The sequence below is a fragment of the Bradyrhizobium sp. S3.3.6 genome (genome assembly GCF_040546905.1).
GTDB lineage: Bacteria > Pseudomonadota > Alphaproteobacteria > Rhizobiales > Xanthobacteraceae > Bradyrhizobium > Bradyrhizobium cytisi.
In genome coordinates this window covers 144832-165922 of record NZ_JBEPOT010000014.1, presented here as the reverse complement: position 1 = coordinate 165922, position 21091 = coordinate 144832, and the positions used below count along the sequence as shown (strand labels likewise).

18 protein-coding genes and 1 riboswitch are annotated in these 21091 nt (G+C 65.1%); of the genes, 12 read left to right on the top strand and 6 right to left on the bottom strand.

Annotation, left to right across the window (positions count from 1 at the left end):
• Positions 1–82: 82 nt before the first annotated feature.
• Positions 83–538, top strand: coding sequence for an SRPBCC family protein (locus ABID59_RS31440; protein ID WP_354085949.1), 456 nt, complete (start codon positions 83–85; stop codon positions 536–538).
• A gap of 12 nt (positions 539–550) precedes the next feature.
• Here the strand turns inward: ABID59_RS31440 and ABID59_RS31435 are convergent, their stop codons facing one another.
• Entirely contained in the window at positions 551–1720 is a 1170-nt protein-coding gene (locus tag ABID59_RS31435) for a DNA topoisomerase IB (RefSeq protein WP_354085948.1), read from the bottom strand.
• Between the two features lie 416 nt (positions 1721–2136).
• On the opposite strand from ABID59_RS31435, the gene acs reads away from it, so the two are divergent.
• Together acs and ABID59_RS31425 are read left to right on the top strand one after the other, a co-directional pair.
• Entirely contained in the window at positions 2137–4083 is a 1947-nt protein-coding gene (acs, locus tag ABID59_RS31430; RefSeq protein WP_148752804.1) for an acetate--CoA ligase, read from the top strand.
• Between the two features lie 411 nt (positions 4084–4494).
• On the top strand, positions 4495–5010 hold the full coding sequence (locus tag ABID59_RS31425; protein ID WP_354085947.1) for a L,D-transpeptidase: 516 nt from the start codon (positions 4495–4497) through the stop codon (positions 5008–5010).
• A gap of 51 nt (positions 5011–5061) precedes the next feature.
• Here ABID59_RS31425 and ABID59_RS31420 read toward each other — a convergent pair whose 3' ends face one another.
• Both ABID59_RS31420 and ABID59_RS31415 read right to left on the bottom strand, forming a co-directional pair.
• The gene (locus tag ABID59_RS31420) at positions 5062–5655 is read right to left on the bottom strand and encodes a thermonuclease family protein (protein WP_148752802.1); all 594 of its coding nucleotides are present in this window, start codon (positions 5653–5655) and stop codon (positions 5062–5064) included.
• 75 nt (positions 5656–5730) lie between these two features.
• Positions 5731–5928, bottom strand: a complete 198-nt coding sequence (locus ABID59_RS31415; RefSeq protein ID WP_354031186.1) for a DUF1674 domain-containing protein — start codon at positions 5926–5928, stop codon at positions 5731–5733.
• A 189-nt stretch (positions 5929–6117) separates the two neighbouring features.
• Here ABID59_RS31415 and ABID59_RS31410 point away from each other — a divergent pair, with 189 nt between their 5' ends.
• From ABID59_RS31410 to purH, 3 genes are all read left to right on the top strand, one after another.
• Positions 6118–7464 (top strand): RsmB/NOP family class I SAM-dependent RNA methyltransferase, encoded by a 1347-nt coding sequence (locus ABID59_RS31410; protein WP_354085946.1) that lies wholly within the window; start codon positions 6118–6120, stop codon positions 7462–7464.
• 157 nt (positions 7465–7621) lie between these two features.
• On the top strand, positions 7622–9340 hold the full coding sequence (locus tag ABID59_RS31405) for a heparinase II/III family protein (protein WP_187435021.1): 1719 nt from the start codon (positions 7622–7624) through the stop codon (positions 9338–9340).
• 57 nt (positions 9341–9397) lie between these two features.
• Positions 9398–9479: riboswitch (ZMP/ZTP riboswitch) on the top strand.
• A gap of 25 nt (positions 9480–9504) precedes the next feature.
• Entirely contained in the window at positions 9505–11097 is a 1593-nt protein-coding gene (purH, locus tag ABID59_RS31400) for a bifunctional phosphoribosylaminoimidazolecarboxamide formyltransferase/IMP cyclohydrolase (protein WP_354085945.1), read from the top strand.
• A gap of 44 nt (positions 11098–11141) precedes the next feature.
• On the opposite strand, the gene ABID59_RS31395 is transcribed toward purH, so the two are convergent.
• On the bottom strand, positions 11142–12527 hold the full coding sequence (locus ABID59_RS31395) for an MFS transporter (RefSeq protein ID WP_354085944.1): 1386 nt from the start codon (positions 12525–12527) through the stop codon (positions 11142–11144).
• Between the two features lie 99 nt (positions 12528–12626).
• Here ABID59_RS31395 and ggt point away from each other — a divergent pair, with 99 nt between their 5' ends.
• A complete protein-coding gene (ggt, locus tag ABID59_RS31390) occupies positions 12627–14378 on the top strand; it encodes a gamma-glutamyltransferase (RefSeq protein ID WP_354085943.1) in 1752 nt (583 codons plus the stop codon).
• Between the two features lie 94 nt (positions 14379–14472).
• Positions 14473–15768, top strand: coding sequence for an MFS transporter (locus ABID59_RS31385; protein ID WP_354085942.1), 1296 nt, complete (start codon positions 14473–14475; stop codon positions 15766–15768).
• A 20-nt stretch (positions 15769–15788) separates the two neighbouring features.
• On the opposite strand, the gene ABID59_RS31380 is transcribed toward ABID59_RS31385, so the two are convergent.
• A complete protein-coding gene (locus ABID59_RS31380) occupies positions 15789–16454 on the bottom strand; it encodes a glutathione S-transferase family protein (RefSeq protein ID WP_354085941.1) in 666 nt (221 codons plus the stop codon).
• 150 nt (positions 16455–16604) lie between these two features.
• On the opposite strand from ABID59_RS31380, the gene ABID59_RS31375 reads away from it, so the two are divergent.
• The 4 genes from ABID59_RS31375 to panE all read left to right on the top strand — a co-directional run bounded on the left by ABID59_RS31375 (position 16605) and on the right by panE (position 20372).
• Positions 16605–17201, top strand: a complete 597-nt coding sequence (locus ABID59_RS31375; RefSeq protein WP_354085940.1) for a DUF2239 family protein — start codon at positions 16605–16607, stop codon at positions 17199–17201.
• Positions 17202–17288: 87 nt separating this feature from the next.
• Entirely contained in the window at positions 17289–18638 is a 1350-nt protein-coding gene (locus ABID59_RS31370; RefSeq protein WP_354085939.1) for an MATE family efflux transporter, read from the top strand.
• A 90-nt stretch (positions 18639–18728) separates the two neighbouring features.
• The gene (locus tag ABID59_RS31365) at positions 18729–19343 is read left to right on the top strand and encodes a 2-hydroxychromene-2-carboxylate isomerase (protein WP_354085938.1); all 615 of its coding nucleotides are present in this window, start codon (positions 18729–18731) and stop codon (positions 19341–19343) included.
• Positions 19344–19448: 105 nt separating this feature from the next.
• Entirely contained in the window at positions 19449–20372 is a 924-nt protein-coding gene (gene panE / locus ABID59_RS31360) for a 2-dehydropantoate 2-reductase (RefSeq protein ID WP_354085937.1), read from the top strand.
• Positions 20373–20409: 37 nt separating this feature from the next.
• Here panE and ABID59_RS31355 read toward each other — a convergent pair whose 3' ends face one another.
• Entirely contained in the window at positions 20410–21003 is a 594-nt protein-coding gene (locus ABID59_RS31355; RefSeq protein ID WP_148752789.1) for a c-type cytochrome, read from the bottom strand.
• Positions 21004–21091 lie beyond the last annotated feature (88 nt).

The window sequence follows — 21091 nt, the reverse complement described above, 5'->3', positions numbered from 1 at the left end:
CGGCCGCCTTTGTCACGGGTAATCCTTGACGGGGCGCTGTGGCGGCGCCATGTCCCAAAATCAGCCTAGGGGATCATCGCCGATGACCGAGCCGTTCGTATTGCGACGCGAGACCCAGATCGCAGCCCCGCGCGCCACCGTCTTCGCCTATTTGACCGACCCCTCGAAAATCCTGAGCTGGATGGGCTCGGATGCGACCACCGAGCCGCATCCCGGCGGGCTCTATCTGCTTAGCGGTATCGGCCCGCGCAGCGTGGTCGCCCGCGGCGCCTTCCGCGAGGTCGTGCCGGTGCACCGTCTGGCCTACACGTTCGGCTGGGAGGGCGGTCAGGAAGTGCCGCCCGGCTCGAGCCTGGTCGAGATCGACCTGATCGAACGCGACGGCGGAACATTGCTGCGCATGACACATAGCGGGCTGCCGAACGAGGAGCAGGTGGCCGCGCATGCGAGAGGGTGGGCGCATTATCTGGACCGACTCACAAGCGCAGCCGCGGGCCGCGATCCCGGCCCCGACAACGGTGTTTCGGACAATGTGTAGCGCTGCGGCGGATTAAACCGCCGCGGTCGCGACGACCTGTTGCAAAAGCTGCTCACGCCGGGCCTGCGAGCGCTGCCCCTTCATGGTCGCGGCGAATCGCTCCAGGATGCCGTCCTCGAAGGCGGTGACGATGGTGTCGTGGACATAGCTCTTGCGGCAGATCGCCGGCGTGTTGGAGAGCTTGTCGGCGGCGGCGCGGATCGCGTCGAGCACCTGCTTCTTGCGGCCGCGGTGGCTGGTCGCCGGCGTGATTCGCGACAGCGACTCGACGACGACGGCAGAGGCCATCAGCGTGCGAAAGTCCTTCAGCGAAATCTTGATGCCGGCGATCTCGCGCAGGAATTCGTTCACCTGCGTGGTGCTGACCGCGCGCACGACGCCGTAAGCATCGCGATACTGGAACATGCGCTTGCCGGGAACGCCGTTGAGGATGCCGATGGCGCGCACCAGCTTGGCCGCGTCGCACTCCTTGCGCACGGCTTTGCCGCCCTTCGCCTTGAAGGTCAGCACGAAGCAATCGTCCTCGAGCGTGACGTTCGACTTCAGCATCGTGGTGGCGCCGCGGGTGCCGTTGAGGCGGGCGTAGGATTCATTGCCGGGACGGATCGCGGTGCGCGCAATCAGCTCGATCACCGCCGACAGCGCGAATTCCCGCGTCGGCTCGTCGCCAGACAGAAACGCCGAGACCTTGCGCCGGATTTTGGGCAGCGCGCCGACGAGCTTCTCCAGGCGATGCGCCTTGCGGTGCTCGCGCACCTTCTCCCAGTCGGCGTGATAGCGATACTGCAGCCGGCCCGCGGCATCGCGACCCACCGCCTGAAGATGTGTGCTCGGATCGGCCGAGTAGCGCACCTCGCGATAGGCCGGCGGCACCGCCATGGCGTGGAGCCGGCGGATAGTGCGGGCGTCTCGGATGTGGGCGCCGTTGGGGCGGACGAAGGAATAGCCCTTGCCGCGGCGGATGCGGCGAATGGTCAGCTCGTTCTGGGCGCCGAGCCGCAGGCCCAGCTCCTTGGCCAGCGCCTCGACCGTCGCCGCGGGCGCCGAGTCGAACATTTTTTTGGGGCTGGGACGTGTGGAACCGGCCACCTTCGGCCATTGTCCGAGGGCTTTGGCCAGCGCAATGGCAGCAGGATCGGCCGAAGCGGGCCGCATCGTCCCGAGATTCCGCTGATCCATCATAGTCTTAAACCTTAGCCCTGCCTGTTGCCGGTCAATGTCGCTGTTCTGATTTTTGTTCCAAGGGTCGCTTGGAAGGTCTCTTGGGACCCGGGTTAGCCACTTAGGGTGTTCCGAACCGCATTGCGAGTCCCGAATCAGTGAAAAGAGGTTTCTAAATACCGCCTGCGACGCATGGGCGCCCTGCGCAGGCCTATTCCGGAGATCTGGGTAAAGAGCCGAAAACCTCTGCCCAGCCTGTTTCACATGTGCGACAGCCGGTCTTTTGCGGCTTGATTCTCCTCATGGCCGGCCGCTGACCAAAGGTCCAGCTTGTGCTCCTTGTCGGGCCCGGTTAGCCCGACGCATAATCGGTTCAACGATCAAGTCGGCTTGCGCCTCGCCAGCGTTGGCTTGCCGTATGTGGAGGGAAAGGAAACATGTCCGAGAAGATTTACGACGTCCCCGCGGAATTGGCCAAGCACGCCTGGGTCGATCAGGCCAAGTACAAGGACATGTACGCCCGCTCGATCGCGGACCCGAACGCCTTCTGGGCCGAGCAGGCCAAGCGCATCGACTGGATGCACACACCCACTAGAATCGAGAACGTCTCGTTCGCGCCCGGCAACATCTCGATCAAATGGTTCGAGGACGGCATCCTCAACGTCGCCCATAATTGCATCGACCGGCATCTCGCCAAACGCGCCAACCAGACCGCGATCATCTGGGAAGGCGACGATCCCTCGCAGTCGAAGCACATCACCTACAAGGAGCTGCACGACGAGGTCTGCCGGATGGCCAACATCCTGCGCACCCGCAACGTCAAGAAAGGCGACCGCGTCACCATCTACCTGCCGATGATCCCGGAAGCGGCCTATGCCATGCTGGCCTGCGCGCGGATCGGCGCTGTTCACTCCGTGGTGTTCGCGGGCTTCTCGCCGGACTCGCTCGCGCAGCGCATCAACGACTGCCAATCCAAGGTTATCATCACCGCGGACGAGGGCCTGCGCGGCGGCAAGAAGGTGCCGCTGAAAGCCAATGTCGACGCGGCGCTCGCCAAGGCCGACGGTGTCGACTGGGTCGTCGTGGTCAAGCGCACCGGCGGCAAGATCGACATGAACCCGACGCGCGACCTCTGGTACCACGAGGCGGCTGCGATGGTGACGACCGAATGCCGGGCCGAGCACATGCACGCCGAGGACCCGCTGTTCATCCTCTACACCTCGGGCTCGACCGGTCAGCCCAAGGGCGTGCTGCACACGTCGGCCGGCTATCTCGTGTTTGCGTCGATGACGCATCAATACGTCTTCGACTATCACGACGGCGACATCTACTGGTGCACCGCCGACGTCGGCTGGGTCACCGGGCACAGCTACATTCTCTACGGGCCGCTCGCCAACGGCGCGACCACGCTGATGTTCGAAGGCGTGCCGAATTACCCCGATAATTCGCGATTCTGGAACGTCATCGACAAGCACAAGGTCAACATCTTCTACACCGCGCCGACCGCGATCCGTGCCCTGATGCAGTCGGGCGACGAGCCCGTGAAGAAGACTTCGCGCGCCTCGCTCCGCCTGCTCGGCTCGGTCGGCGAGCCGATCAATCCGGAGGCCTGGGAGTGGTACTACCGCGTCGTCGGCGACGACCGCTGCCCGATCGTCGACACCTGGTGGCAGACCGAGACCGGCGGCATTCTGATCACGCCGCTGCCGGGCGCGACCAAGCTGAAGCCGGGCTCGGCGACGCAGCCGTTCTTCGGCGTGGTGCCTGAAATCGTCGATGCCGACGGCAAGGTGCTGGAGGGTGAGACATCAGGCAATCTCTGCCTGACCCGTTCATGGCCGGGCCAGATGCGCACGGTCTATGGCGATCACGCCCGTTTCGAGCAGACCTATTTCTCGACCTACAAGGGCAAATACTTCACCGGCGACGGCTGCCGGCGCGACGCCGACGGCTACTACTGGATCACCGGCCGCGTCGACGACGTCATCAACGTCTCCGGCCATCGCATGGGCACCGCGGAAGTCGAGAGCGCGCTGGTCGCGCATGAGAAGGTGTCGGAGGCCGCCGTGGTCGGTTACCCGCACGACATCAAGGGCCAGGGCATCTACGCCTATGTCACCCTGATGGCGGGCGTCGAGCCGAGCGACGAACTGCGGAAAGAGCTCGTCACCTGGGTGCGCAAGGAGATCGGTCCGATCGCCGCGCCCGACCAGATCCAGTTCTCGCCGGGCCTGCCCAAGACCCGCTCCGGCAAGATCATGCGCCGCATCCTGCGCAAGATCGCCGAGGATGAGCCGGGCAGCCTCGGCGACACCTCGACCCTCGCCGATCCCGCCGTGGTCGACGATCTCGTGAAGAACCGGCAGAACAAGAAGTTGGCGTAAGGCACGCTCTCGTGCCCCGGACGCAGCGCAGCGCTCCGGGCGATGCGAAGCACCGTCCGGTGCGGTGCGCTGCTGAGCCGGGGCCCATACAGCGGCAGAACGTGTGGCCTTCTGGGTCCCGGATCGGCGCTCCGCTTGTCCGGGACACGAGACCGCTGAAACAACCGCGGGTCACACCCTCACGCACTTGTCAGGGCGCGCGGCGCCGCCCCGCATCTTTCCGGCCGAGTGTTGTTTTCAAGTCATTTACTTTATTTCGAACATTTCCTTTGTTCCCCCTGCTGGTCCGCCCTTGGCGGCCGCGCGTGGAAACCATCCGGTTAACAGGCGCGGTTAAGAATGTCTGGGCGAACGGGCAATTGCCGGTTTTGCGTGAATTTGGATGATCCGTTCGGGGCAAGGGGAAAATTGATGTCGATGAAGATTGCACTGACGCTGGCCGCCACCGTCGCGGCTGGGGTCTTGATGTCGACGGCAGCCGAGGCGCGGCCGGAGATGGTGGGGACGCACGTCGCCAACTATTCGCCCGGCACGATCGTGGTCAAAACCAGCGAGCGCCGGCTCTATCTCATTCTCGATGACGGCCACGCCGTGCGCTATCCGGTCGGCGTCGGCAAATCCGGCAAGCAGTGGGCCGGCACCACCCGCATCGACGGCAAGTACCGCAATCCGGCCTGGTCGCCGCCCGCCGAGGTGAAGCGCGACAAGCCGCAGCTTCCCGACGTCATCCCGGGCGGTTCGCCGCGCAACCCGATGGGCGTTGCGGCGATGACACTGGCTGGCGGTGAATATGCCATCCACGGCACCAACGTGCCGGGCTCGGTCGGCGGCTTCGTCTCCTATGGCTGCATCCGCATGCTCAACGACGACATCTCCGATCTGTACGGCCGCGTCTCCGTCGGCACGACGGTGGTCGTGGCGCGCTGACCGTCGCAACCAAAACAGAGATTGAAAGAGCCGCGTTTCGACGGGGCTCTTTTATTGCCAGAAGCGCCAGCCGCGCGCGCACCAGCCGTCGCGGTGGCCGCCATTGTAGCTGCGCGCGTAGCCGCCCGCGAGCATCGCCGCCGAAACGCTGGCGGTCCGTTTTGTTGCGACATCGGCCAGAACGCGCCCGTATTTCTCCGAGCCGAGATTGTAGATCGTGACGCCGCCCTGGCCGAGCAGATTGCGCAGCGCCGCGGTGGCAGCCTCCGCCTTGTCCAGCTCATCCTGACAGGATGCCTTCATCTCGGGTGCATCGATGCCGCGCAGGCGAACCCGCGCGACGAGCTCGCGGCCGTCGCGTTGATGCACGCGCGCAAGAAAGGTGTCGCCGTCGATGGTGCGGATGACGTCGATCGGCAGGCGGCTGTCGGGATTGCCGGCCTGCTGCAGGACGATCTCGGCGTCCTGCGTGCGCTCGTCGGCCGGATAGGGAACCGGCCAGTTCGTCCCGTGCCGGAAGGTGAGCACGACCGCCACGACGACTCCGACCACGAACATCCACGGCACCAGTCCGGAGAAGCGGCGGCCGAACGGTGAGCCGTTGTACGAAGGCCGATAGGGATGGCTGGGGTCGAAGCGCGACATCCGCGCACGCTATGGCTGAGTCGGGCGGGCCGGCAAGAGAGCCTCAAACAACCGGTGCCTGAGAAGGCCAACGCGTCAGAAGTCCGAGGCGATACCTTTGCGCTCCCAGTCGCCGTAGCGTGTCGGCTCGGGTCCCTTCGGCCCCTGCAATTCCTTCGGCGCCGCCTCGGCGTGCGCCGCGGCAGCCTGCCGGCGCGCCTCGGCTTCGGCCAGCGCGCGCTGGGCCGCCGGCGGCAGGGACTTGCGATCGGGAACGGGAGGCTGGTCACTCATTGCCGGGTGTCCTAGCGCAGGATCGAGGATGGCGCGACGTCCAATAACGCATTGCTGAAATGGCCGCGACGGGCTGAAATCGCCAGAGATCCATTCTTACATTTGGCATATTCGCATGCCACAGCTGGTGTTCTTAAGGCATGCGCCCATACTGGCGGAACTGCCGCTCGCTCAGAACCTTACGTCCGCATGCCATCTCAACGTTTCGCCCCTCCGTCCGAAGTGCCCGGTCTCGCGGCGCGGCGGATCGCTGCCGACATCGTCGACGGCGTCTTGCACAAACACCGCACGCTCGATGACCAGCTCGACGGCTCCGGCGCCCATCCCGGGCTGAAGACACTCGCCGACCGAGACCGCGCGCTGATGCGGCGGCTGGTCGCAACCATCCTCCGCCGCCTCGGCACGCTCGGCCATGTGCTGTCGCGCCTGCTCGACAAAGGCATTCCCTCCGACGCACCGCGCGCGCAGAGCGCGCTCCTGATCGGCGCCGCCCAGATCCTCTGGATGGATGTGCCCGATCACGCCGCGGTCGATCTCTCGGTTCGCCTGGTGCAATCCGACCGGCGCGCTGCGCGCTATGCCGGCCTCGTCAACGCCGTGCTGCGCCGCTGCGCGCGCGAAGGCCAGGCGCTGGTCGAGGAGGTCGCCACGCAATCGCTGGACCTGCCGCCCTGGCTGCTGGCGCGCTGGAGCGCGCATTACGGCGAGGCGACTGCACGGGACATGGCGCTCGCGCTCGGCCACGAACCTTCGCTCGATCTCACCGTGAAGTCCGACGCCGCACAATGGGCGAGCCGGCTGCATGGCGAGGTGCTGCCGACCGGATCGGTGCGCACCGTGCTGCACGGCGCCGTGACGATGCTGCCCGGCTTCACCGAAGGACAATGGTGGGTCCAGGACGCCGCCGCCGCGCTGCCGGTCCGGCTGTTCGGTGATATCAAAGGCAAATCCATTGCCGATTTCTGTGCTGCACCCGGCGGCAAGACCGCGCAGCTGGCGCAGGCCGGCGCGCATGTCACGGCGATCGACCGCTCGCCGGCCCGGGTGGCGCGCTTGCGTGAGAACCTCAACCGGCTGTCGCTCCAGGCCGAGACTGTCGTCGCTGACGCCGTGGAATGGGTGGGCCCGGCGGATGGCCTCGATGGAATCCTGATCGATGCGCCCTGCACCTCGACCGGGACGATCCGTCGGCACCCGGATGTTGCGTGGCTGCGCCAGGATTCCGACGTCGCCGCGATGACCGTTCTCCAGCAGCGGTTGCTGCGCAAATCCGTCTCGCTGCTCAAGCCCGGCGGGATGCTGGTCTACTGCACCTGCTCGCTGGAACCAGAGGAAGGCGAGCAGGCCGTCGCCACGCTGCTGGCCGCAGAGCCTGCGCTTCGCCGCGTGCCGATCGATGCCAGCGAGGTCTTCGGGCTCGACGAGATCATCACCGCCGAGGGCGATCTCCGGACCCTGCCGAGCCACCTGCCGCACGCCGACCCGAAGCTCGGCGGCCTCGACGGATTTTTTGCGGCCCGGCTCGTTAAATCCTGATTTTGCACCGGATTTTGCTACCGCTGGACTGATTCGGGGCCATTCAAGGTGGTGTCAGCCGGCCGATTTTGGGGTTAATAAGGATTCGTCGGAATCCTCTCCCCCTTCAAGGCAAGGCGTGTCGGTCGCTCAACGCAGACGTATCTCGACGCTGGTGATGAACCGCTTCGCGCGGAACATGCTCGCGCGCGCGAGCGGCGGCTCCGTTGCGCTGTCGCGGGTGTGGCCGGCCCGTACCGATCGGCTGATCATTGCGCCGCATGATCTGCGCACCGCGGATGCGACACGCGCCGCCGAGATCTATGCCGGGCGCTTCGTCTTCGCCGGCAAGATCGTCAACTGCCACGGCCGCTCGATCTTCGATCTCGATCCGCCCTCGGAGGATTGGGAGGTCGCGCTGCTCGGCTTCGGCTGGCTGCGGCACTTACGCGCCGCCGACACCGCGCTGACCCGGGCGAATGCACGCGCGCTGGTCGAGGACTGGATCAGCAACCCCGCCAACAGGCGCCGGCCCGTCGCCCGCCGCGCCGACGTGCTGGCGCGGCGCGTGATCTCGCTATTGTCGCAGGCACCGCTGGTGCTCAACGACACCGACAACAAATTCTACCGCCGCTATCTACGCGCGCTCGCACGCGAGATCCGCTTCCTGCGCTACACCATGGTCAACATTCCTGACGGCGTGCCGAAGCTCCAGGTGCAGATCGCGCTGTGCTACACGACGCTCTGCCTCGCCAACCAGGCCCGTAACATCCGCAGCGCGTCGAAAAAGCTCTCCGACGAATTGCAGCGGCAGATTCTCCCCGACGGCGGCCACATCTCGCGCAACCCGGGCGCGCTGATCGAGTTGCTGATTGACCTGTTGCCGTTGCGGCAGACTTTTGCCGCCCGCAACATCGCGCCGCCGCCGGCGCTGCTCAATGCGATCGACCGCATGATGCCGATGCTGCGCTTCTTCCGGCACGGCGACGGCAATTTCGCGTTGTTCAACGCCATGAGCGCGACGTCTTCGGACCTGCTTGCCACGCTGCTCGCCTATGATGACACCCATGGCACCCCGATGGCGAACATGCCGCACACCGGCTTCCAGCGCCTCGATGCCGGCCCGACCACGCTGATCATCGACACCGGCCCGCCGCCGCCGCCTGGCGTCAGCCACGACGCACATGCCGGCTGCCTGTCGTTCGAGCTGTCCTCCGGCATCAGCCGCATCGTCACCAATTGCGGCATGCCGACCACGGGCCGCGACAATTGGCGGCCGTTCGCGCGCGGCACCGCGGCGCATTCGACCCTCACCTATCGCGACACGTCGTCCTGCCAGTTCGTCGAGATGTCGGCGATGAAGCGACTGCTGCGCGGCTCGCCGATCGTCAGCGGCCCCCATGAGGTCGAGAGCTATCGCGAGATCTTGCAGGACGGCACGCTGCTCACGACCTCGCATGACGGCTATCTCGCCAAGTTCGGCGTGATCCATCGCCGCGTGCTGATGATCGCCAATGACGGCGGGCGCATCGACGGCGAGGATACACTCTCCCCGCCGCAAGGAGCGCGCATCAAGGGCGCCGACGCCGATTTCGCGCTGCGCTTTCATCTGCATCCCGCGGTGAAGGCGAGCCGGCTGTCGGATGCCCGCGGCGTCATGCTGGTGCTGCCGAACCGCGACGTCTGGACCTTCGAAGCGCTCGACGACAAGGTCGACCTCGAGGACAGCGTGTTCCTGGCCGGCAATGACGGCCCCCGCCGCACCGCGCAGATCGTGATCCGCCAGGATGCCCGCCAGGCGCCCTCTATCCGCTGGAGCTTTGTGCGTTCCACGGCCTCTCCCGCGATCACCAATGCCCGCCGCAACGCCCGGCGCGAGCCGGAACTTCCGCTGTAACAGGCACGATCCGCCCCATCTCGTCGTTGTGAAAACGGCCAAAAGCTGCTATCGAGCGCTCGTTCGCGCGACTGGCGACCTTGGATGGAGCACCATCGGGAAGCGCGACACATATCCGCCGCGCGCCTGGGCATAGACACTCCTTAAGACAGAGGATCTTGCTCATGACTGACCATCCCCGCCGCGTCACCCGCGCCCTGCTTTCCGTCTCCGACAAAACCGGCCTGATCGAATTCGCCAAGGCGCTTGCCGCGCATGATGTCGAGCTGGTCTCGACCGGCGGCACCGCGAAAGCGATCGCCGCAGCCGGCCTCAAGGTGAAGGACGTCTCCGACCTCACCGGCTTCCCCGAGATGATGGACGGGCGTGTCAAGACGCTGCATCCGAAAGTGCATGGCGGCTTGCTGGCGATCCGCGACAACAAGGAGCACGCCGAGGCGATGAAGGCGCACGGTATTGCACCGATCGACCTCCTCGTCGTCAACCTCTATCCGTTCGAGGCCACCGTCGACAAAGGCGCGGGCTTCGAGGACTGCATCGAGAACATCGACATCGGTGGCCCCGCGATGATCCGCGCCGCCGCCAAAAACCATGACGACGTCGCCGTCGTGGTCGAAGCCGACGACTACAAGGCCGTGCTCGACGAGCTCGCCGCCAACAAGGGCGCGACGACGCTCACACTGCGGCGGCGGCTTGCCGCGAAGGCCTATGCGCGCACCGCAGCCTATGACGCCGCGATCTCGAACTGGTTCAACCGTCAGCTCGAAATCGACGCGCCCGATTTCCGCGCCTTCGGCGGCAAGCTGATCCAGTCGCTGCGCTACGGCGAGAACCCGCACCAAACCGCGGCGTTCTACGCAACCCCCGACAAGCGCCCGGGCGTTTCGACCGCACGGCAGCTGCAGGGCAAGGAGCTGTCCTACAACAACATCAACGACACCGATGCGGCCTATGAGTGCATCGGCGAGTTCGACGCGAAGCGCACCGCTGCCTGCGTCATCGTCAAGCACGCCAACCCCTGCGGCGTCGCGGAGGGCGCGAACCTCGTTGATGCCTATCGCAAAGCGCTGGCTTGCGATTCGACCTCGGCCTATGGCGGTATCATCGCGATGAACCGGGTGCTCGACGCCGACACCGCGCGGGAGATCACGAAGATCTTCACCGAGGTGATTATCGCGCCCGATGCGAGCGAGGAAGCGATCGCCATCATCGGCGCGCGCAAGAACCTTCGGCTGTTGCTCGCCGGCAGCTTGCCCGATCCGCGTGCACCGGGCCTGACCGCAAAAACAGTGGCGGGCGGTCTGCTCGTGCAGAGCCGCGACAACGCGGTCGTCGACGACATGACGTTCAAGGTCGTGACCAAGCGTGCGCCTGACGATGCCGAGATGCGCGACCTCAAGTTCGCATTCCGGGTCGCAAAGCACGTCAAGTCGAACACCATCATCTACGCCAAGGATCTCGCCACCGTCGGCATCGGTGCAGGCCAGATGAGCCGCGTGGATTCAGCCCGGATCGCGGCGCGCAAGGCGCAGGATGCTGCCAATGAGCTGAAGCTTGCCGAGCCGCTCACCAAGGGCTCGGTCGTGGCCTCGGACGCATTCTTCCCGTTCGCCGACGGCATGCTCGCCTGCATCGAAGCCGGCGCCACCGCCGTGGTGCAGCCCGGCGGCTCCATGCGCGACGACGAGGTGATCAAGGCCGCCAACGAGCACGGCATCGCCATGGTGTTCACCGGCACGCGGCATTTCAGGCACTGATTGATCAGCGTAGCCCGGATGGAGCGAAGCGAAGTCCGGGCTACCTACTCTCGCACCCGCATCAAGAGCGCGAGCCCCGCGACGAAGAACACCACCAGCACTGCCATGCCGGCTTTCTGGCTCGCGGTTGCCGCGGTGATCACGCCGATCAGCAGCGGTCCGGTGAAGGACGTGACCTTCCCGGTCAGCGCGAACAGACCAAAATACTGCGCGATGCGGTCCTTCGGCGCGAGGCGGATCAGCAGCGTGCGTGATGCCGCCTGAAGCGGGCCGCCAGCCGCGCCAATCAGGCAGCCCAGCACGATATAGGCACGCTCAGCGGCGGCAGCGAACAGCGGGCCGCCCGACTGCGGCGGCGCAACCTTGACGAACAGCACACTGTCCTTATCGACAAGCAGGATCGCCGCCACCGAGAGCAGCAGGATCAGCATGCTGCCGGCGATAACGCGTTTCGGACCAAGGAAGTCGTCGAGCTTGCCGCCGAGCCACGCACCAAAGGTGCCGGCGATGGCGAGGATGATGCCGAACGTGCCGATCTGGATCGTGTGCCAGCCGAAGGTGCCAGCGGCATAGATGCCGCCGAACGCGAACAGCGATACCAGGCCGTCCGTGTAGATCATGTTGGCGAGCAGAAACGCCGCCAGCGACTTCTGCTCCGGCAAACTCGTCAGCGATTGCTTCAGATCGGAGAGGCCCTCGCGTAGCGCCTCGCGCACCGGCAGCTTTGCCGGATAGTCCGGCGTGAACAGGAACATCGGCGTCACGAAGATGATGAACCACAGCCCGGTCAACGGTCCAGCGGCACGATCACCCTCATGCGTGGCGGGGTCCAACCCGAACAGCGGCGTGAAGCCGAGCAGCGTGCGGCCGGTCTCTGGATTGGCCGCGAGAAAGCCGAGCACGATGATCAGGCTGACGATGCCGCCGATATAACCCGTGGCCCAGCCGGTGCCGGAGAGGCGGCCGATGCGCTCCGGCGGCACCAGGGTCGGCATCATCGCATTGTTGAAGACGGTGGCGAACTCCGCGCCGACGCTGGCAAGCGCGACCGCGAGGAGCAGCGGTGGAATGACGGCGTGATCACCGGGCTTGCCGGTCCACAACGCGCAGGAGGCCAGCACGAGCACCGCGCCGAACGCGGCGATCCAGGGCTTGCGGCGGCCCGAGGCATCCGCGATGGCACCAAGCACGGGTGACAATAGCGCAATCGCCATGCCAGCTGCTGCCATCGCAAAACCCCAGAGCGACTGGCCCGTGGCGGGATCTGGCGCGATGCCGGTAGCGAAATAAGGCGCGAACACGAAGGTCGTGATCAGCGTGAAATAGGGCTGCGCGGCCCAATCGAAGAAGATCCAGCTGACGACGGCGGCGCGCGGCGGATAGGTCCGTGGAGCGGCGGCCATGCACGCCGCCGGGGCGATCGTCGTCATGAAGCAGTCCTCATCACAAACAGTTTTGTCTCTCTTAGCCCAACCGTATAGCATTATAGCGACGCATTTGGATTGGCCTGAAGGCCCGGCGGAAATTTGATGATGGCATCATTTTCGACACGGCGGACTTTTTTCGCACTCATCGCCACTCTGGCGTTTGGTCTTGCATCGGCGGCTGCGCAGGATGCGCGGCGGGCTTATGTCTCCCCGGCGCTCGACACAGTGCACGCGATCCCCGCCGAGCACGGCATGGTGGTGGCGCAGGAGAAGATATCTGCGCAGGTCGGCGCCGACATCCTGCGGCGTGGTGGCAATGCCGTCGATGCAGCCGTCGCGACCGGCTTTGCGATGGCAGTGACTTATCCGCGTGCCGGCAATATCGGCGGCGGCGGCTTCATGGTGATCCATTCTGCCGAGCACAATGAAGACATCGCGATCGACTATCGCGAGACCGCGCCAGCAGCGACCACGGCGCAGATATTCCTTGGACCCGACGGCAAGCCTGATCCCGCCAAGTCGCGCGATTCCGGACTTGGCATCGGTGTGCCCGGCACGGTCGCGGGCCTGGCGCTCGCGCTCGAGAAATATGGCTCGGGCAAGTTCACGCTGGCGCAATTGCTCGAACCCGCGATCATGCTTGCGCGCGACGGATTTATCGTCACCGATGACATCGCCGATACCCTGCCGGGCTGGTACCCGCGGCTGGCACGCTGGCCGTCCTCGGCCAGGATTTTCGCAAAGCCGGACGGCGCGCCCTTTGGCGAAGGCGACAGGCTGGTGCAGAGCGATCTCGCCGACACGCTGGCGAGTGTCGCTACGCAAGGGCCGCGCGGCTTCTACGAGGGTCCGGTGGCGGAGAAGCTCGCCAAGGCGGTGTCCGACGCCGGCGGCGTCATGACCCCGGCTGATCTGAAGGCCTATCAGGCTGTGATCCGCGCGCCGGTGCGCGGCAACTATCGCGGCTATGACATCGTCTCGATGCCGCTGCCATCGTCCGGCGGCGTCGTGCTGGTGGAATCGCTCAACATCCTGGAAGGCTTTCAGCTCGCCGATTTGAAGCGGGGCTCACCGGCATCGCTGCATCTGCTGATCGAAGCCATGAAGCGCGCCTATGCTGACCGCGCGCGCTATCTCGGCGATCCCGCCTTCGTCAATGCACCGATCGAAACGCTCACGGCGAAGAGCTATGCGGCCAAGCTGCGTGCGAACATCTCGATCGATCGCGCGACGCCGTCGAAAGAGATCGTTTCCGCCCCGCCCGCGCCGCGCGAAGGCAGCAACACCACGCACTTCTCCGTCGTCGATGCCAGCGGCAACGCTGTCAGCAACACCTATACGCTGAACTTCAGCTACGGCGTCGGCCTCGTCGCCGACGGCACCGGCGTGCTGCTCAACAACGAGCTCGACGATTTCACTGCCGCCGTTGGCGCCTCCAACGCCTATGGCCTCGTCGGCTACGAGGCCAATCTGCCCGGGCCCGGCAAGCGGCCGCTGTCCTCGATGTCGCCGACCATCGTGCTCAGGGGCGGCAAACCGATGCTGGTGACGGGCTCGCCCGGCGGCAGCCGCATCATCTCGACTGTGCTCCAGGTGATCGTGAACGTGCTCGACTACAAGATGGACGTCGCGGCCGCAGTGGCCGCGCCGCGGCTGCATCATCAATGGCTGCCGGACGAGGTCCGCGTCGAGCGCGGCTTTCCCGACGATGTGCTGTTTGAGCTGAAGGCGATGGACCATCTCATCGTCGAGCCGATGGGACAGACCTCCGCCAACTCGATTCTCGTGACGCCGAACGGCCCCCTCGGCGCGCCGGATCCGCGCTCGCGCGGCGCGGAAGCAGCAGGACAGTAACGCTGCCCCTGCATGGTACGACCGTGCGCCGGCTTGCGCCCGGCGCCGCGCGTGCTACCACCGCCTGGCCAAAGACACTGCCGGGGAAACGCACATGACCATAGCCGATCCGACTGAGCGCATCGAACGCGCCGAGATCGAGGACACCAGCCTTCTCGCCTTCTACCGCGACATGAATGCGCCGGAGCGAAGGACGTTCTGGGCCTGCGCGGCAGGCTGGGCGCTCGACGGCATGGACTTCATGATCTATCCGCTGGTGATCGGCACCATCATCGCACTGTGGAAGGTCGATGCGGCTTCGGCAGGCCTTGCCGGCACGGTGACGCTGCTGGCCTCCGCCATCGGCGGTTGGCTTGGCGGTTATCTCTCCGACCATATCGGCCGGGTCAGGACGCTCCAGATCACCATCATCTGGTTCTCGTTCTTCTCGCTGGTCTGCGCGATCGTGCAGAATTTCGAGCAGCTTTTGATCGCGCGCGCCGTGCTTGGCCTCGGCTTCGGCGGCGAATGGGCCGCGGGCGCCGTGCTGATGGGTGAAGCGATCCGGCCGCAATATCGCGGACGCGCGGTCGGCTCGGTGCAATCGGGCTGGGCGGTCGGCTGGGGCCTTGCCGTGCTGTCGCAGGCGATCCTGTTCTCGGCTCTGCCGGCGGAAACGGCGTGGCGCTGGATGTTCGTGATCGGCGCGCTGCCCGCGCTGCTGGTATTCTATATCCGCCGCTCCGTCGCCGAGCCGGAGATCGCGGCGGAGGCCCGCGCAAAGCAGGCCGCGAGCGGCCATCGTCCGGCACTCTGGGAGATCTTCTCCGGGCCGATCCTGAAGACCACCATTCTGGCGTCACTGATGGCGACGGGCTGCCAGGGCGGTTACTACGCCGTCACGTTCTGGGTGCCGCAATTCCTGACGAAAGAGCGTCATCTGTCGATCGTCGGCTCGACCGGCTATCTGTCAACGCTGATCATCGGATCCTTCATCGGCTATCTCGTCGGCGCCTGGCTCGCCGACCGGATCGGACGGCGCAATCTGTTCCTGATCTTCTCGATCGGAGCGATGGCAATCGTGCTGCTCTACACGCAACTGCCGCTGACCAACGAGATCCTGTGGGTGCTCGGATTCCCGCTCGGCTTCTTCGCCTCGGGCTATTTCTCCGGCATTGGCGCGTTTCTGACCGAGCTCTATCCGACGCGGCTGCGCGGCTCCGGCCAGGGCTTTTGCTACAATTTCGGCCGCGGCATCGGCGCGCTGTTTCCATTCCTCGTCGGCGCTCTGTCAGCGTCGACATCGCTTGCCGATGCGATCGCGATCTTCGCGGTGGTGGCTTACGTGCTGTTCTTCGCCGCCGCCTTCGCGCTGCCGGAGACGCGTGGCCGCGTGCTGCACGCGGATTAGTGTTGGATCGGTGAGACCAACTACCGTCCCACCTGGTACGGCCCGCCCTTCTCGAGGGCACGCGCATAGGCCGGCCGCGCGTGGATGCGTTCAAGAAACGCCATGGCCTTGGGATGGCCTTGCTCGAGCCCGCCGCGCGCTTGCGCTGCTTCAAGCGGAAAGCTCATCTGGATGTCGGCTGCAGTGAATTCATTGCCGGCAAACCACTCGCTCTTGCCGAGCTCGCCTTCCCAATAATCCATGTGCTGCTTGAGCTGCGGATTGACCAGCGCGGTCAGCGCCTGGTTCGAGACCTTGCGCACCAGCGGGCGAAGCAGCGCCGGCGCGCGCTTCGGCATCAACGTGAACAGCAGCTTCAGCAGCAGCGGCGACATCGCCGATCCCTCCGCATAGTGCAGCCAATAGGTGAAAAGCAGCCGCTCCGGCGTGTTCGGCGGCGGGATCAGCCGGCCGTTGCCGTAGGTCGCGATGAGATATTCGATGATCGCGCCGGACTCGGCGATGGTGTTACCGTTGTCGGTGATGACGGGCGACTTGCCGAGCGGGTGGATCGCGCGCAGCTCTTTCGGCGCGCGCATATCGGGCTGGCGCTGGTAGCGCACGATCTCGTAGGGCACGCCCAACTCCTCGAGCAGCCACAGCACCCGCTGCGAGCGCGAATTGTTGAGGTGGTGGACGGTCAGCATCGCGAGATCCTTAGGTTACTAGGCGTGGTCGGTCGGTCGCGTACCTGCCAGCCCGAGACCGCAATGTCGAGCCATCCGGATGGATGTTTTCATCCGGGTATATTGACCTCCGTAATTTACCCGGATATTAAAGCGGCCAACGTCGTCAATATGGCAATGATTTCAATGCAGAGAACTTTCACCGCCTTTCAGGGTCAGCGTCGCCTGGTGTCCGGGCCGGCAGGAGAGGTCGCGCTGGTCGTCAAGCGCGTGGCGCCACGGCCGGACGAGCCCATCATCATCTTCGAGGACGCCACCGGCAGATCGATCGACTTCGATCTGCGCGGCGGGGACCGCGAGGTCCTGGCGCGTCTGGCGAAGCTGATCCCGCCGCCAGTTGAGGAGACCGCTCCACCAACCGAACCGCGCGGCCGCGGCCGGCCGAAACTCGGCGTGGTCGCGCGCGAGGTGACGCTGCTGCCGCGGCACTGGGAGTGGCTCGGCGCGCAGCCCGGCGGCGCTTCGGTCGCCTTGCGAAAGCTCGTCGACGAGGCGCGACGCGCGAGCGGCGACAGGGACCGCGAGCGGGGGGCGCGCGATGCCGCTTATCACTTCATGTCGACCATGGCCGGCAATCTGGCGCAGTTCGAGGAAGCCTCGCGTGCATTGTTTGCGGATGACAGGCGGCGCTTCACTGGACTGATCGCCGACTGGCCGGCCGACATCCGCGACCACGTCGTCAAGCTCGCCTATAGCAACCGCGCCTAGGCGCGATCTCCAACAACCCCATCGACGGCCAAGCCGCGCGTGCTGCGCGCGGCAACGGCTTTGCTCGCCCCGATGAAAGGCACATCCATGTCCGCTCCAAAACCGCTCTGGAAAAGCTTCCTGCGCTTCCTCGCGCCATTGATGCTGAGCAACGCGCTGCAATCGCTGTTCGGCACCGTCAGCAATGTCTATCTCGGCCAGATGATCGGCGTCGACGCACTCGCCGCAGTCTCGACGTTCTTCCCGGTGTTTTTCTTTCTGTTCGCCTTCGTCATGGGCCTGAGCACCGGCGCCACCGTGCTGATCGGCCAGGCCTTCGGCGCGGGCCAGCACGGGCGGATCAGAATCGTGGTCGGCACGACGCTCGCAGTCGGCCTGCTACTCTCGATGTCTGTCGGATCGGTCGGCGGCCTGTTCAGCCGGCAATTGATGATGGCGCTCGCGACGCCCGCAGATATTCTCGACCAGGCAAGCGCCTATGCCCGCATCATGCTGCTGACGATGCCGCTCGGATTCGTGTTCCTGCTCATGACGGCGATGATCCGCGGCGTTGGCGACGTAGTGACACCGCTGCTCGCGCTGGCATTGTCGACTGCGATCGGCCTGATCCTGACGCCGATGCTGATCCGCGGCGCATTCGGGCTGCCGGCGCTCGGCATCACCAGCCCGGCCTTGGCGGCTGCGATCTCCAATGCAGTGACGCTGCTCGCGCTGGCGGCCTACCTGCTACGAAAGAAGCATGCGCTCGCGCCGGACGTCGCACTGCTGCGCCATGTGCGGCTCAATCGTGCTGTGATCGGACAAATCCTTGGCATTGGATTACCCAGTGCGGTCGGCATGGTCGTAATGGCGATCGCCGAACTGGTTCTGCTCGGCCTCGTCAACGGCTTCGGCTCGGACGCAACGGCGGCTTATGGCGCGGTCAACCAGGTGATGGGCTACACCCAGTTCACGGCGATGTCGATTTCGATCGCGGTCTCGATCCTCGGCGCGCAAGCCATCGGCGGCGGCGACCGGGCGCGGCTCGACGGCATCGTCCGCACCGGCCTTGCGCTGAACCTCGTCCTAACTGGCGGGCTCGTAGCGCTGATTTATCTCGTGCCGCGCGCCGTGCTCGGCATCTTCATCACCGACGGCACCGTGCTCGACTTGGCGAAGGGACTACTGTTCATCGCCTTGTGGAGCTCGGTGCCGTTCGGCCTTGCGACCACGTTTTCCGGCGCGATGCGTGCCGCCGGCGTTGCGCTGACGCCGATGCTGCTGTCGATCTTCGCCATTGTCGCGATCGAGCTGCCGGCTGCGGTGATCCTGAGCCGCACCGTGGGACTAAAGGGCGTGTGGGCGGCCTATCCGATCGTGTTCTGCGCCATGTTCGGTTTGCAGATGGGCTATTACCTGCTGGTGTGGCGCAAGAAGGCGATCCGGCGCCTGGTCTGATCAGCGAGATATTATGACCATCATTAAACGGTAGACCTGTGGCGCGCGCTGCGCCACAATGGGTGAAAAGTGACTTTAGGGAGAACGAATTTGACCCGCACAGCCCCGCAATTCCTGTTCGATTTCGGCAGTCCGAACGCCTATCTCAGCCATCTGGCGATCCCGGCGATCGAGCAGCGCATCGGCGTCAAATTCGAATATGTGCCGATCCTGCTCGGCGGCATCTTCAAGTCGACCAACAACAAATCGCCGGCCGAGACGCTCGCCGGCGTCAAGAACAAGCGCGAATTCCAGGCTGTCGAGACCGAGCGCTTCGTCAAGCGCTTCAAGGTCCAGCCTTACGTCTTCAATCCCAACTTCCCCGTCAACACGCTGAACCTGATGCGCACCGCGATCGCGGCGCAGCTCGAGGGCGTGTTCGAGACATATGTCGACGCCGCCTTCCACTACATGTGGCGCGAGCCGAAGAAGATGGACGACCTCGAGGTCGCAGCCAAGGCGCTGGCGTCTTCGGGCCTCGATGCACAAAAGCTGTTCGCCCGCGCCCAGGAGCCCGAGGTGAAAGGCAAGCTGATCAAGAACACCGAGGAGGCGGTCGGGCGCGGCGCGTTCGGCTCGCCGACCTTCTTCGTCGGCAACGAGATGTTTTTCGGCAAGGAGCAGCTGCGGGAGGTCGAGGAGATGGTGCTGGAAGGTGGCGAATAGCGAGTGGCGAATAGCGAGTCGTGAAATTGTGACTCGTCATTTGCGGCCTCTCGCCCTATTCGCTATTCCCTACTCGCCATTCGCCTCGTTCAACGGAGCTTTACAATGCGTATCCTCGTGGTCGGCGCCGGCGCCATCGGCGGCTATTTTGGTGGCAGGCTGTTGCAGGCCGGCCGCGACGTCACATTCCTGGTCCGGCCGCGCCGCGCCAACGAGCTTGCGAGTGCCGGTCTCGTAATCAAGAGCCCGAATGGCGACGTGACACTGAAGAACCCGCCGACCGTGCAGGCCGAAGCGCTCAAGGAGAAATTCGACGTCGTGTTGCTCAGCTGCAAGGCGTTCGACCTCGACGATGCCATCAAGTCATTCGCCGCCGCAGTCGGCCCGAACACCGCGATCATCCCGATGCTCAACGGCATGAAGCATCTCGACACACTCGATGCCAAGTTCGGCGAGGAGCGCGTGCTCGGCGGTCTCTGCGCCATCGCCGCGACCTTGAACGAGAAGCGCGAGGTGGTGCAGCTGCAGCCGATGCAGTCGATCAACTACGGTGAGCGCGACGGCAAATCGTCGGATCGCGTCAAGGCGATCGACGAAGCCTTCAAGAGCGGCATCGTTGGGGCCACCGCCAGCCAGAACATCATGCAGGACATGTGGGAGAAGTGGGTATTCCTGTCCTCGCTCGCCGCAAGCACCAGCCTGATGCGCACCTCCGTCGGCAACATCCTCGCCGCGCCCGGCGGCCGCGACTTTTTGCTCGGCATGCTCGATGAAACCAGCTCGGTCGCCACCGCGTCGGGCTACACGCCGGGCGGTCCGTTCTTCGAGCGCGTCAAGGGCAATCTCACCACCGAGGGTTCGCCGATGACGGCCTCGATGTTCCGCGACATCAAGGCGGGTCTTCCGGTCGAGGCCGATCATGTGATCGGCGACCTCATCGCCCGCGCCGACGCCGCCAAGGTCCCGGTACCGAAGCTGCGCATCGCGTATACGCATCTCAAGGCGTATGAGAAGCAGCGGGCGGGGTAACTGCTGTCGTCCCGGACAAGCGCAGCGAAGCGGAGCGCTATTTGAAGTACGCGAGATAGTGCGAGACGGCGGTGATTTCCTCATCGCTCATGTGATAGGCGACATCGGCCATCGCGGCGACGCCGCCGCCGACGCGCTGGCTGGTCTTGTAGTCGTGCAGCGCCTTGACCAGATATTCCTCGCGCTGACCCGCGAGCCGTGCGACGGCCTTGGTGCCGGCAAAGCTATCCGTGTGGCATGAGGCGCAGCGGCGGCCGGCGGCCACTTGCGCGCCTTTTTTCGACAGGTCCGGATCCTTGTCGTCTGCTGCCTTCGGCGGCGTCATGGCCGCGAAATAGGCGCCGAGACTGCGAACGTCTTCGTTGGTGATCTCGGCGGCAATCGGCTGCATCTGCTCGTTCTTGCGCGAGCCGGCGCGGAAGAACACGAGCTGCCATTGCAGGAATTGGTCGGGCTGACCGGCCAGCGAGGGAATGTTCTCGGTCTGCGAGATACCGTTCTCGCCGTGACAGCCGGAGCAAACGGCAGCCTTCTCTTGGACGGCAGTATTGTCCGCGGCGCTTGCGGAAAGGGCGCCAAGCGTGAGGAGCGCAGCCGCGCTGATTGTGTGCGAGATGAACTGCCGGCGCATGGAAGGAATTCCGATCTAGGAACGACAGCGTGAGACTTTGAAATGAAAGAGGCTGCGGCGCCTCTCGGCCACCGCAGCCTCCTGGTCA